The sequence below is a fragment of the Bartonella sp. CL71SXKL genome (assembly GCF_042194935.1).
GTDB lineage: Bacteria > Pseudomonadota > Alphaproteobacteria > Rhizobiales > Rhizobiaceae > Bartonella.
Map to the genome: position 1 here is coordinate 108,944 of NZ_JBHINI010000005.1, position 13,407 is coordinate 122,350.

The following is a 13,407-nucleotide window of genomic DNA, read 5'->3' on the forward strand; positions in this document are numbered from 1 at the left end:
TTACTCTTAAATTGTAGCCGAATGATTTTAATAAACCCATATTATTTTAAAAACTCAACAAATAATATTGAGGCTACAATCAAAGACACTTCTTTTCAATATTAAGCAAGTTTTGTAACCTATATTGTTATCTCCATAGAAGTAAAAACAGCCTCTATGGATGGTGAGTAGCTAAGCCTTCACAGCTAGTGCTTTACAAGCGCTTTTATAACACTCACTCTGCCCCAAACATAGGATTGCATTTTATTAAATAACCCACGCGCATATAATTAAAGAGAGAAACGATTAAGCTTGCACCAATCATGCCAAGCCAATAGCCAATAAAGTCATATTCAAAAAAATGCGCCATTAGCGCTCCCCCAAATAGGCCTAACCCCCAATAACTTATTGCTACAACAATTGTTGACCAAAACGTATCAAGCAAACCCACAAGTATGCCATTGAGCATAGCTCCTAAAGTGCCAAAAGCAAAAGACAATAAGATGAACGGAAGCAACTTCCAAGAGAAAACAACAACGCTGTCTTCAGAAATATTAAAGATGGTTGTAAGGATAAATTCATAAGAGAGATAAACAACCACTGATAAAAATAAGACATAAGCTACAGCAAAAACTGTGACACTCATACGCAGCTGTTTTAGAGCCATATTATTCCTATCTGCTCTATACCACGCTGCTATTGTCGCAGCTGCGCTGGAAATCCCCAAAGCCACCACAGAAATAAGCATATCGAGACGCATCCCTATCGTATGCGCGGCCAAAGATTCGACCCCATAAGCCGTAATCATAAATGCAATAACAGAAGGAAAACCCTCCGCAATAAGAATACGTATACCAATGGGTAGCCCTACTCGCAGCAATTTTATTATTCGTGAAATCTCTAACTTTGGTCTCAAATAATTAAAGCGAAAAGAATGAAAAGCAGAATTGCGGGACAATATTATTGCTGCTGCAATAACAATTAAAATACGGATCAAACTGCTCGCAATTCCTGCACCAAAGACACCTAATCCGCTTGCAGAACCTATACCAAAAATAAGCAGCCAAGAGATAAGAAAATTTACGAGGATAGCCGCAAGCATAACCCAGGTTAAGGGCTTTGGATTACCAATTGCTGACAGTAATCCCCGGCTATTCACATAAAGATAAAAAAACACCACTCCTATAGCAGCACCACTATTATATTCCTGCGCTATATTGGCAATTGTCTCATCTTGGCCGAGAAAACACAAAATATTCCTCGTGTTGAGTAAAATGATCGCACTCATCATTCCAATCACAAGGGAAAGCCATATTCCTTGATCAAACCATACCTTTAATGCATATCTATCTTGTCTACGAAAACTTTCCGCAAGTTTTGGTGCAACCGCGGTAATAATACCTAGCCCAAACAACATAACAAAACTAAATATACTCAGAGCTAACATTGTACCACTCAAGGCTTGCACGCCTAAATGCGCTACAAGCGCTGCATCTGTGAAGGAAATCATCATCTGAAAGATAAACCCAACAGCCAGAGGCATGCCAAGAGAGAGCAATTGCTTCATCACAACAAACATTGTGAAATATCTTTCCATATTGAAGGGCATATTAAGCTCGGATCTTTTAAACAAAACACATTGATTTTTTCCGTAAAGTCTTTCCATCGCAAGTCTTGTGTAAAGGATGCATAATGAGAACGCATTAAGGTAAGAGGAGATGCCCAGTTCTTAAAAAAGAAGCGCAATGCACCTTTATTGGTTTTTTGGACTTTATGCCATGCGTTTTTTTGTACAATATTATGCCCCCAAGCAACTACAGTCATTGATAAAAGATCCTCAGCGAGCCGTTTGTTCGTCTTGTATATCCATTTTTAGTATTTTTAATCAAACTTTTTGGTACTGCAAGTAATACACCTGTGCTAACCTTTGCTTACTCGCTGCTTACATACGTAAAAAAACAAAGCCGACCAAGTTGTCAAAAAACACAGGCATTAGCATTTTTACAATCCATTGTGCCTATACACCAATTAAAAAAGAGCGTTTATGATACATAAGACACCTCGATGCCCCACCGCTCTACGATCTAAAATTATGAAACTTTAGTTCAACAACCAACGCACAATATTTTACGGACGCAAAAGCACCATCTAGCACTCACTAGGAGAGCATTCTATAACTATACGCACCATGTCCACATCACAAAACTATAGAGACTTCATATGAATGATTGCCCTCTCCAAAAATAATAATTTTGTCCACCTCCGAATCCAATCTGAAGTATTCATTTAACAACACATCAATATCATATCCTCTTGATATGCTCGTTCGCGATATTTCTGGCTAATAGCCGCACAATCATTTGGCGCATTCAAATCGGTAAGCATCTCTACTAAAAACGATGGACAGCTATTAATTTCGACTCAATCCATATAAGATGACCCACACACTATTTTTTCCTGTGTCTTTATGTAAGTCACAGGCAAGGCCCTATTCAACTGTATCTTCACTCTCAGACCTCTTCGTTTTTTATTAACTTTTTATCAGTATAAAGCCAAGCCAAATTAAGCGGGATAATTAAACATATACAAACCAAGGCAAAACAAAAAGCTGCTTCTATACAAACATTATTTGCCAACCAACCAATCAGCACAAGCGCTAAAATACCAAAAATACGCGCAAGAAAACTAACCATGGATAAAACCGTATTTGCATTCTTTTGTTGAATATGTTTAAAAAACTCTGCTTCAAACTGCGTCATAGGAACAGAAAAAAAACTGTGAAATACGGTGAATAAAATAATAGGAGCCCAACTGTTTGCAACGAGAAGCAGAGCAAGCATAACAACAGCACTTAGGACGAGTGAGCACAAAGTTATCGCCATAGGAGCATATTTTTGCATAAGATATTTAATTACAAAGCGATTAAATAAGTATTTTACGAGAGTATAAGACACAAAGCACAGGCCAAGAATAAGAATTTTAGTCTTTCCTATCGCATTGTCTAATACTCCTGTCTGTCCCAAAATAAAAGGTTGCCAAAAATGAAATATTGGCTGCAATGCAGCAACAATAAAACCACATATCAATATATAATATAACCCGATTTTTGAGGTAACTAAATAAGTAAAAGCTTCTGTTGCATGCAACAAAGAACCCGAGTCTATTGACTGACTATCCGAAGCGGATGCAATACCTATCCCCGTCACCCGACTAAACAAGAATACAAGCATGAGAAACCCGAAAGAACAAAAATAATATGCCGACTGATAATTATCCATACACAAAACAATAAGAACACCTAGCGCACCAGCAACCATATTCATGAATGCCGTCAGTTCCCGCTTATAGACGTTTACTTGGTGGTAGATCAAACTACCCTTGTATCCACCGCCGTCGATTAAGCCTTTAATCCATGTGCTATCAGCGCCAGAGCATAAAGCAAAGCCTAAAGCATATATAATTTCTGCCGGAATTAAGACAGAAAGATTAGGCGCGTAAATACATAAAAAGAAGAAGAGCGAAAAAAAGAAACATGATAAGATAACATTTTTTTTAACGCCGATTTTATCTCCTAAAATCCCACAAGGCACTTCAAAAATACAAATAGCCGCGCTAAACACAATTTGCAATAAGGCTAACTGTGCTATACTAACGCCCATAGACAAGAAAAAAAAAGCATGGAAGGAACCTGTAATCAGCCGAACCCCGCTCATTGCCCCACAGCCATAGAGCAACTTTTTAACTTCATAATCTATCGTCATTAATATATCCAAAAGCTATAAAGCTGGCAGCTTTTTTTACCGCCAGCTTTGTATATTTTCAAACTTCAATTCATAGAAGCGCCTCAAGCAGCCATTTTCTGCTCACTTGCTCGGGCTTTGAGCGCAGCAACATCAACCCGTTTAATTTTTTTTCAGTGGTTTATACATATCTTTAGTTTTCATAACTTTACCTCCTGTATTAAATGAAAACAATTAAATTCAACATGAAGTGTACATTATAACTACCTTTTATCAATTTATTATTTTGATATAAAAAGCTTTTCTCCCCTCCCCCTTAAGTATTTCATGCTCCAATCATTCTGTAACAACCACCGCAGCACTTGGAAACTCATGCGCCCCTTCGGGCAAAGTACGCTTATATTCACGCCAATTTATCACCGGCTGGTCGTTAAACGCAACGCTCGTTTGCAGTGCAGCAAAATGCGCTTTGCCGCATTTAATCTTCAGTATTTCTTTAAGTCGCAAATCAAACTCGCTGTTTGCCCCTTTTGTCTCCAGCACAAAGTAAAGCTTTTGTTCGCCATCTCGCTCTAAAAAAACTGCCCAATCAGGCGTATAAGAACCAATGGGAGTGGCTATTTTAAAACTTCTTGGTAGTTTAAAAAACAATCTGACTTCAGGATCATTTTCAAGACTTTGTGCAAACTCTTTCTCCACACTGCTTTCATAAACCACATGATCATACACACTCTTCTCACTCACAACAGCTGTACGCTCTAAATTTGCCACAAGCTCTTCACTGGTAAAAAGCTCTTGCACACTATATTCTTGCCCGACCAGCTTTAAATATTTAATGCCATCAATTGTAAGATTAACATGGGTTTTATTGAGTATTTCTTCTATGCGCTCTAAAAAAGCTTGTGGATTTTTTACAAACTCATGCTCACGACCACTCTTTGTCAAAATACCAATAATTGTCTTTGTGGTTAATTTCAGCTTTAAGGTCAAATAATGTACAATGTTCGGCAGTGCACAAAAACTATAATCAAGCGCACTCTGCTTTAATAACTGCTCTTCATAGGTCACACCAGCACTATCCAGTTCTATCTCTGCTGTCTGATAAACCAAATGCGCGGGCGCAACTGGCGCCATTTTTTCCACTGCATCCACTGCTTTGGCAACAAACTCTGTGCGATCAAGCTTTGCACGATAAGTGGTCTTTTTATTGATCTTTTCCCACAAGGCCAAAAACTCTGGTGAAGCCACTGTTTGCTTTTTAAGCTTAACCCGCACCTCGCGCGTAGCATTACGAATAATCGGCATGGCTTGGCTCGCTTCTAGCGCCTGCAGCACAGCCTGCTTCTGCCCTTTACTAAAACGTTCACTTAAATCTAACGTCCCAGTCGCCCATTGCGCTTTTAATGTATCTGTGATTTTTCCTGCTGATGTAAGCAAGGCTTTTTCACGCAACTCAACCAATATATCAGCAGCCTCTTGCGAAGACAGAATTTTTGTTTCTGTCACAGTTGTCATATAAATCAGATCTTGCAGCGTCTCAACATTAATAAGCGCGCCCGCATCAGTTTTTTTCACAATTTCTTGACGCAATTCGCGTGGCATTTCCTCCGCCCCTATAGCATCAAATTCGCTCGCTACTAAATCTTGATCTACTTTAACGACACCTGCCTCATCAATAAAATCTTTTGCAACAAGTATTTTAACAATTTTTTGTGCTTGCGATACTTCCACTTTAGCGGCCACATATTTTACATCTTCATAAATACGGCCAACCAAATGCTCCATCTGCAATGTACCAAGTTTATAACCAATATCCGCCTCTAATTCTTTTTGCAATGTACTCACAAACTCAGCAAAGCTTTCATTCACCATGACATGCAGCACATTTATATCTTTATCTTCTACCTGTTCACCGTGTTGGTTTACGCACAAGCGCAAACCGCGACCAATCTTTTGCCGTACGGTAAAATTCGATTTTTGCTCAATCAGCATACACACTTGAAACACATTCGGATTATCCCAGCCTTCTCTCAAGGCCGAATGCGAAAAGATAAAACGCAAGGGGCATGCAAAAGATAATAACCACTCCTTATCACGCATAATCGTGTTATAAGTGTCATCATCAGCTTGGCTGTCGCCCTTTGTATCCTTATAGACGCCTTTTTTGTCTTGCGAGAAATAACCGCCGTGCACGTTTCGAACATTTTGTGCAAACTTAGTTCGCAAGGAGGCATATTTCTTTTTCGCCAACAGCTCTTCATAACATTCTTCAAACATACGCTCATAAAGTGCTGGCTCTTCATCAGAGCTACGATATTTAGCCACCTCATCAATAAAAAAAAGTGATAAAACTTTAATCCCTAAAGGCGCAAGCCGCAATTCTTTATCTAAATGTGTTTCTATAGTGCGATAAATTTGCGCGCGTTTAAGCTCTATTGTATTCACATCACCAAGGGCGTGGCCAAATTTGACAATTTCAGTATCAGAAAACTCAACAGCTTCATCCCCCGCCATGCAATTGATACCCGAAACAATATAACCCCTATAAAGCTCACGCCCGCCCGTAACGCGATACAGATCATCGCCTTGTCTCACTGTAACTGTTTTGCGGCTCACAGTGCCATTCTTTCCCGCAATATCCAACTCTAAGCGCGCCTTAAAGCCATGTTTGTGAGATACGGATTTCAAGGCAATATAGGGACGGTTAAAATTTTGCTCTATCTGATTAGAAGAAACACAAATTTGCTTTACCAGTCCTTTTTTATAAGCATCAACAGGTGTTAAACGATATAAAAGATTAATCTCATCTTTATGCGTGGCACTATAGCGGAAAACACAAAGCGGATTAAGGCTCGCAATAGCCTCCTTCGCTTTTGCTGTATTATCCACCGATTGCGGTTCATCTATGATCACAATCGGATTTGTATCTTGGATATAGCGCATAGCACTTTCGCCATTCAGTCTATCTTGCGGAAGGTTGATAATATTTTCTGCTTTTTTAAATGCATCAATATTGATAATCATAATTTCAATATTGGTAGAGCTTGCAAATTGGCGAATTTGCGAAAGATCTTTTGAATTATAAATAAAATAACGATAGGGCAGATTATCAAACTCTGCTTGAAAATGCTCCCTTGTTACCTGAAGTGATTTATACACCCCTTCGCGAATAGCAACACTTGGTACGACGATAATAAATTTGGTAAAGCCATAGCGTTGATTTAACTCAAAAATCGTCTTGCTATAGACATAAGTTTTGCCTGTTCCCGTTTCCATCTCAATAGAAAACTGCTTTTGCTCTAGCGTCTTACTCGCCAAGAGTTTATTGTTCTGTTGCACCTCTTGTAAATTTGCTAATATGCTTTCATCACTGATCAATAATTGATTACCATAACCAAATTCATTTAACGCTAATTGTCCTTGTTCTGAATGCAAGAAAATAGAAGAATTCCGTCGTGGTTGGCCTTTAAATAAATCAATGACGCTTTTAACCGCATCATTTTGAAATTCTTGTTGTTTAAATTTAAGTTTCATATCGCCGCCCCAATCGTCTCTCTATAGTTTAAATTTTATCAAAACTTACTTCATTGTCTTTAAAGATAAAGTCGCAATTAATAAGCGCCTCATCACTTTTAAAGGCCGCATCAAGCGCTACGATTTTTACGGGCAAATACTTTATCATCTCTTCCGCATCTTCGGGTTCAAAGGGCGGGTCTATGGCTATAATTACCAAGACATCGCCTTCGCTCTCGCCTATATAATAGAATTTTTTGCCATTGATTGGTAAAGGGTAAATTTTTAAATCCAGTGGCCAACCATATTTAAGTATGATTTCGAAGATAATATCTTGATGAGAGCGCTCGGGATTCACCCCCTGCAAAATATGATCCAAGCGCATTTGCAATTGTTCTTTAACATCAAGTGCATTCGGATCAATCGGGCTATCGTCCCATATGGAAAAGTTGGAACTATCGAGCTCTAGAACGCGAAATCCGGTGTCTAGAGGCTGCTCACTTGTGAGTTCTGCTTCATGCTTTTGCTTGATTTGTGCACCAGCGCGGCGAATACGTTCAATACCTATATCGCAGATAGTTTTATAACCAGTTTTATAGGCTTCGCTCTTTTCATCACATAATTCAGGCAATTGCACCATGATGAATTTGCGATTACCACCATCTTCAGCATTCAAAGCCATCACTGCATGCGCCGTTGTACTAGAACCAGCAAAAAAATCGAAAATGATGTCGTTGTCACTGGTCGTCTGTTCAATCAATTGCTTTATAAGACTCACACCCTTGGGATGATCAAAAAATTGGCCGCCTAAAAGTTCTCGTAATTGTTTGGTCGCTATAAAATTCATATCTGTTTCAAGCATTGTACTAAATGGTTTAGTTTGAGATTTAACTTCTGTTTGATGACGTTTATAAGTAGGCGTACCTTGTCTGTTTTTTGGGAAGATCACCTTGCCTTCTTTGATGATGTTTGCCATTCGTCCTTTTTCATAAGCCCATACACGATTGGGATTACACTGGTAAACTACACCCGTTTGTGGATCAGTAATCGGGTAATTAAGATTTGGCCGCTCTGATGCTGTTTTATTGCATGTCAAATTATCAGCCATCCAAGGCCCGCGCGGGTCATTATCGGGGTTGGTATAATTTGCAAAACTCTTTTGTACTCCACTAAAAACAGTGTGCCTGCGACTATAACACAAAATGTAATCATGGTCTGTACTTACATTGTTTTGCGCATCATTAGCACCAGTGCGTTTCCTCCACACCAGCTGCGCAACAAAATTCTCTTCGCCAAACACTTCATCACATACTTTGCGCAAATTATGAACTTCATGATCATCTATTGAGATAAAAATCACCCCATCGTCACGCAATAAGGTCTGTGCCAAACGCAAGCGCGGATAAATCATATTGAGCCAAGCCGTGTGAAACCGCCCCATTGTCTCAGGGTTCGATTTTGTCGTTTGGCTCGTCACTTCCTTATATCGCGCCAATGGGTCTTTAAAATCATCATCATAGATAAAATCATTACCCGTATTATAGGGCGGGTCTATATAGATCATCTTCACTTGGCCAAAATAAGCCCGCTGGATAAGTTTTAACACTTCAAGATTATCGCCCTTAATATAAAGATTATGTGTATTATCAAAGTTTACGCTCTCCTCGCGCTTCGGGCGCAATGTCGCAAGTGAAGGCTTTTGCGCAAGCTTTAAACTTGCTCCTTTGCCCTTCCATTCAAATTTGAACTTCTCAAAATCATTATCAATATATTCGCCGCATAGATTAAGAAGCTGATCTATATTGAGCTTTCCCTCAGCAAAACATTGCGGAAAGGCTGCTTTTAACTTTTCTATGTCTGGATTAACTGGACTTTGACTCATGCCCTCTATTTTATCTTCACCCGCTATTATACTCATCTTTGCGCTTCTCCGTTACGCTTAGTATAAAATATGTCTATGAATATTTCTTTTGTACGTCGCAATTCCTTTTATCCTATTTATTTCTGTATCCTCTGCAAATTTACTTTCATGAAAAATGTCGTATAAGCTGTTCTCTTTATTTTTTAAAGTTTCTTGTGCTTGTTTTATTTCTTTTTGCTTACGCAAGTCAGCTAGATCAATTCGCATTACCACATTTTGATCATTTTGCTTTTCTTTGATTTACTTTGCAAAAGCAATAATTTCGCGCTCTAAATTAGCCGCTGTTTGGCATAATAAAGACAGCGATTTTATATTTTTTCTTGTGTGCTATTATGGCACTTACAAATATTATCAATAAGCTTATCAATTGGCACAAGCACATCCAAGTACTATCACTGCCAACGAAAACATAAACTTCTTCATCATTTATTTCGACGCAATAAAAACCATTTCACAAGGGATTATGTCAGCATCCACTTCTAGTTTTCCCTTGTCCGCACAAGCAAGATTTGCTAAAATACCTTTTACGGAAGGTAAAATAAAAACACCCTCAAACGCCCACCAGCAGGCTGAAAATCCTTCCCATGCCATAAAACGCTTTGCCTTTATAGGTTTTATACTGTGTGTCAGATTCATAATAAAATATAGCTCTTATCATTTTGTCCCTGAGTGATTTGTATTGCCTTATCAATCATATAATTAGGCTCATGTACAAACCATGCTTTTACAATCTGCCATAGGAATGTATTAATCTCTTGCACTCGCTCCTTAAATATATTGCGGCATGATTTTTACATTATCAGCAACGTTGGTATTAATTGCCAACCTTCATGACGGTAAGCTTTAACAAAGCTTTCGTCTGCTTCTTTTTGTCGTCCCGTTAGTTAAACTCTTGCTTTAAACCTTCTTCGGTTTTACGTCTATATATAGCGCCGCGTATTGGTTTTATCGCTTGTTTAAGCACCTTTCTTGTCCCCTGTCATCCTCTCATCCCCGCCTTACAAGGCCAAAAAACAAATGGCTATTCCAATTGATGCCGGTAATATGCTTGGCAATAACTTTCAAGCTTTTGTAAATCTTGCCCTCATTGATAGCCTTTTGGCACCACAAGCACATGATGGGTTTGTCCTAAATAATCGTCACTGAAATAAGTGTGCCATAAGGCTTTGGGCTCCTACATTGACGTATACTTTACTGTGGCTATTTCTTGCTCTAATTGTTTACAACTCATTGTCTAATCCTCTCAAACACATGAATGTTCTATTTCCTCGATTAGTCCAGAAAATAGTGTGTGTTCACAAAGTCAGACAAAAGTGCAATTTATTCTTTTGCATTGGATAGCTCAACTCCCTCCACGCTTAGAACCAATAAACCTAAGCTTATTGCTGCTATAAGTTTACCGCGCACCCAAAACGAGAAATTTATATCCTATTGAAAAAATAAATTTAGAAGATCCCTTCTTAAACAAAGTCTCGACTAAATAAGATGGTTTGGGCATTTTTAGCAAAAGAGATAAAAATTCACTATCTCAAGGATCTTAACTATGTTATCGATCATACGCAAAAAAAGGTGAGAAGTGCAGATTTCTAAAAGAAATGATAATAGTCTTATAAAGAGAAATGGTACTGCAAGCGATACATCGGTTAGAACGTTCTCTTTAAAAACACACCGTAATTACAAGCGGCTTCAAAAAACAGCCTTACTAATATAATATTAGCTAGAGGGTTACATGTATATCGCAATAATAATGCACTCATTCCCGCAAGAGTGCTCCACATATTATGGCGTAGACTGTACAAACTCTGCCGCTCTTGCATACTCAGGCGTAAGGCCACTTAGTCGTATAGCAGCCGCAGTTTCAACGTAAAATAGCGGACGCTTCTGTATCATAATACTTGACAGAAGCATCAACAGCTAAGGATATAGGAACTAATTTATATTTTTTCGAAATGTTATATATAAATTTAATGTGCCGCCCCAAAACACACCACCAGTGAACCCACTTAAAAGACCAAAAAGAAGGTTAAAATCAAATGCATATTTCAAATCATGTTCAATCTTGAGAAAAACAATCAATGTGAATTTGATGACAAAAGCGATAAGAATAAATATCAGCGTCAACCGCGTACCAGGCAGAATAATTAAATCCGTTCCCTCTTTGATTTTTAAACGCGGAGTGGCACGCCAGAGCAACCAGCCAACGCCAAAGCCGATCATCAGCCCTGCCAACATTGCGATTGCTCCCCAGCGTGGGAAGGCCAGCTGGTTAATCACATCGCTTGCGCCCAAAAAAAGAAAGACTAACGGCAAGAGAAAAAGGCGGTAAACCTTCGTTTCCCTATCTTTCAATGCGATTATTCCCCTCGCAATGAGAAAAATAAGCAAAATCCAAGCCCATAAAGGGGTTCCGGTCAGAATGTTAAACAATGACATATTATGCTCCATGATGTTTGATGCGATAAAAATATTGCATGATGTTAGGAAGATATTTAGAAAAAAGAATACCAGTACAAATTAAACCCATAGTGACCAACCAAATCTGCGGGGTCCATGTAAAAAAAGCCACTAGAAGGCCATTGGCAAAAAAGATGATTACCCAAATCCATGTAATATATTTATTGATGAGATAAAATAGGATATGTTTGCGTTTTTCTTCAGAAACACCAGCACTGGCATAAAAAATGGTAAAGGGTTTCTTTACCAGCAAGCTAATCAATGAAACCAGAGCAAGTGACAGATAGCAAAAAACTGTGGGGTAGTTCAGTAAAAGTGTAGACCATCCAGCGAAATAATTAACAAACAGGACAATAACTGTCAGAATGTTAGTAATCATCACGGGTTCTCCCTGCCGGACAATTTTAATATTCACAGCAATAATGAACAATGAAATCACAGTTAAGATGAGAGAGCGTTCGACCAGAGTTAAAAAGTTTCCATTGATAACCCAGGAGTAAATACTCCACGGAATAAAAGAGATTATTATGTTAAACATGGCGCATCCTCCTTTTTATATTTGATAGAAAACTTACCGCAAGTGCTTCGTTTTTTAGTTTCCGTATGAATAAAAAAACGCCACCCGGTTCATACTCTGTATCCTGTTTAATGGTCAACTGATAGGTATCTCCCGGATAAACTGCTTCAATGAACTTTACTTTTTTCAGCGCAACAGATGCGATATTTTTCGCCCTACCCTGCGTGGACAAAGCCAGAACCATCTCAATCAATAGTGAACCAGGACATACGGCGCGGGAGGGGAAATGTTCCTCAAAAAGCGGATGATGCGCATTAAAGGAAAAAGTACAAGAATCTCCGGTTACGGAGGAAATCTTACATAAATCGCCTAGTAATGGAAGAGCGGCTTTCTCAGAACACGAGCTAGGGAAGCAGACCTTACTGACAATGATGATTGCCTGCGCAATAACGGCCCTGCCATTGTCGCATGGGCTGGACTTACAGTGAATACGGCAGTCCTCATTAATGCGTTCAATATGTCCTTCAACGCGCAACCGATCGCTATCAAAATGGACGGTAGAGAAAAACTGTTCAACCATAACAGGGAGATAGCGATAAGTGAGATCCGAGTTTTTAGCCACCACGGTGGCGAATCGAACTGAAAACTGATGCAAGGCTTCGAGTAACAAGCCCTGCGTCAAATAGTTATGCGCTAAATCCCAGTGAGAAATATCGATTTGCCCGCAAGCACGCATCGGTGTGGTTAAGGTGATACTCTGACATATACCCAAGAAATTTGGCTCGGTGCGATGCTTTATAGCCATGATTGGGGGACCTTTTTATATTTTTCTCTTAAAGCCTTTGATGATAAACCGAAGGAATGAGAGCTAAACCGCGCTTGATAGTGCGCGAGAAGTATCGGCATACGACAAACGAAAAAAGCCAACAATCCTAGCTCAGGAGCAGCCCGATGTTTGCTCATGATGCTTGCAATTAGAAAATCGACATTGGGTTGCAGTCCTGTATTGTCCGAAATAGATCGCGCAAGCGAACCGAAGGGGCGCATAGGCACCTGAAAGCGTGAAAAAAAGAAATCAACTCGGACATCCCGTTGCATAATCGGGTGACCAAACCCTAGCCAGGGTTTGTCTTTGCAATAATGCGTTACCGCCACCTCAAGATTCTCGATTTCAATCTCATGGAGGACACTAGAAAGTCGCATGGCAGCATATTTGCAGGCTCCTATATGCGCGCGAGACCAGTAGCACAAAATCCACCGATTAGTGCAGAAATGACGTCTCT

The 13,407-nt window shown here is 39.2% G+C and carries 11 protein-coding genes; all 11 read right to left on the reverse strand.

Going from position 1 to position 13,407, the window contains the following annotated elements; genetic code table 11:
* Positions 1–214 precede the first annotated feature (214 nt).
* A complete protein-coding gene (locus tag ACFILA_RS04245; RefSeq protein WP_375660726.1) occupies positions 215–1,558 on the reverse strand; it encodes an MATE family efflux transporter in 1,344 nt (447 codons plus the stop codon).
* Positions 1,559–2,489: 931 nt separating this feature from the next.
* Positions 2,490–3,740 carry an MFS transporter gene (locus ACFILA_RS04250; protein WP_375660718.1) on the reverse strand — a complete coding sequence of 417 codons (1,251 nt, stop codon included), beginning with the start codon at positions 3,738–3,740 and terminating at the stop codon, positions 2,490–2,492.
* Positions 3,741–4,055: 315 nt separating this feature from the next.
* Complete coding sequence (locus ACFILA_RS04255; protein WP_375630996.1) at positions 4,056–7,253, reverse strand: DEAD/DEAH box helicase family protein; 3,198 nt, start codon at positions 7,251–7,253, stop codon at positions 4,056–4,058.
* A 28-nt stretch (positions 7,254–7,281) separates the two neighbouring features.
* Positions 7,282–9,150, reverse strand: coding sequence for a site-specific DNA-methyltransferase (locus ACFILA_RS04260; protein ID WP_375660719.1), 1,869 nt, complete (start codon positions 9,148–9,150; stop codon positions 7,282–7,284).
* Positions 9,151–9,171: 21 nt separating this feature from the next.
* Entirely contained in the window at positions 9,172–9,360 is a 189-nt protein-coding gene (locus tag ACFILA_RS04265; protein WP_375660720.1) for a hypothetical protein, read from the reverse strand.
* A 219-nt stretch (positions 9,361–9,579) separates the two neighbouring features.
* On the reverse strand, positions 9,580–9,789 hold the full coding sequence (locus tag ACFILA_RS04270) for a hypothetical protein (RefSeq protein ID WP_273790367.1): 210 nt from the start codon (positions 9,787–9,789) through the stop codon (positions 9,580–9,582).
* A 351-nt stretch (positions 9,790–10,140) separates the two neighbouring features.
* Positions 10,141–10,269, reverse strand: coding sequence for a DUF2924 domain-containing protein (locus tag ACFILA_RS04275; protein ID WP_375630993.1), 129 nt, complete (start codon positions 10,267–10,269; stop codon positions 10,141–10,143).
* Between the two features lie 813 nt (positions 10,270–11,082).
* Positions 11,083–11,598 carry a hypothetical protein gene (locus ACFILA_RS04280; RefSeq protein ID WP_375660721.1) on the reverse strand — a complete coding sequence of 172 codons (516 nt, stop codon included), beginning with the start codon at positions 11,596–11,598 and terminating at the stop codon, positions 11,083–11,085.
* Positions 11,588–12,145, reverse strand: coding sequence for a hypothetical protein (locus ACFILA_RS04285; RefSeq protein ID WP_375637529.1), 558 nt, complete (start codon positions 12,143–12,145; stop codon positions 11,588–11,590). The genes ACFILA_RS04280 and ACFILA_RS04285 overlap by 11 nt, the downstream gene beginning before the upstream one ends.
* Positions 12,138–12,929: a beta-hydroxyacyl-ACP dehydratase gene (locus ACFILA_RS04290; RefSeq protein WP_375660722.1), complete on the reverse strand. Its 792-nt coding sequence runs from the start codon at positions 12,927–12,929 to the stop codon at positions 12,138–12,140. The genes ACFILA_RS04285 and ACFILA_RS04290 overlap by 8 nt, the downstream gene beginning before the upstream one ends.
* Positions 12,920–13,222 (reverse strand): hypothetical protein, encoded by a 303-nt coding sequence (locus ACFILA_RS04295; RefSeq protein ID WP_375660723.1) that lies wholly within the window; start codon positions 13,220–13,222, stop codon positions 12,920–12,922. The genes ACFILA_RS04290 and ACFILA_RS04295 overlap by 10 nt, the downstream gene beginning before the upstream one ends.
* Between the last annotated feature and the right edge of the window lie 185 nt (positions 13,223–13,407).

What these genes read in the sequence shown, in the direction of transcription:
- ACFILA_RS04285 (WP_375637529.1), bottom strand. Translation starts at nt 12,145, where the DNA reads ATGTTTAACATAATAATCTCTTTTATTCCGTGGAGTATTTACTCCTGG.
- ACFILA_RS04290 (WP_375660722.1), bottom strand. Translation starts at nt 12,929, where the DNA reads ATGGCTATAAAGCATCGCACCGAGCCAAATTTCTTGGGTATATGTCAG.
- ACFILA_RS04250 (WP_375660718.1), bottom strand. Translation starts at nt 3,740, where the DNA reads ATGACGATAGATTATGAAGTTAAAAAGTTGCTCTATGGCTGTGGGGCA.
- ACFILA_RS04275 (WP_375630993.1), bottom strand. Translation starts at nt 10,269, where the DNA reads ATGTGCTTGTGGTGCCAAAAGGCTATCAATGAGGGCAAGATTTACAAA.
- ACFILA_RS04295 (WP_375660723.1), bottom strand. Translation starts at nt 13,222, where the DNA reads ATGCAACGGGATGTCCGAGTTGATTTCTTTTTTTCACGCTTTCAGGTG.
- ACFILA_RS04260 (WP_375660719.1), bottom strand. Translation starts at nt 9,150, where the DNA reads ATGAGTATAATAGCGGGTGAAGATAAAATAGAGGGCATGAGTCAAAGT.
- ACFILA_RS04270 (WP_273790367.1), bottom strand. Translation starts at nt 9,789, where the DNA reads ATGAATCTGACACACAGTATAAAACCTATAAAGGCAAAGCGTTTTATG.
- ACFILA_RS04255 (WP_375630996.1), bottom strand. Translation starts at nt 7,253, where the DNA reads ATGAAACTTAAATTTAAACAACAAGAATTTCAAAATGATGCGGTTAAA.
- ACFILA_RS04280 (WP_375660721.1), bottom strand. Translation starts at nt 11,598, where the DNA reads ATGGAGCATAATATGTCATTGTTTAACATTCTGACCGGAACCCCTTTA.
- ACFILA_RS04265 (WP_375660720.1), bottom strand. Translation starts at nt 9,360, where the DNA reads ATGCGAATTGATCTAGCTGACTTGCGTAAGCAAAAAGAAATAAAACAA.
- ACFILA_RS04245 (WP_375660726.1), bottom strand. Translation starts at nt 1,558, where the DNA reads ATGTTTGTTGTGATGAAGCAATTGCTCTCTCTTGGCATGCCTCTGGCT.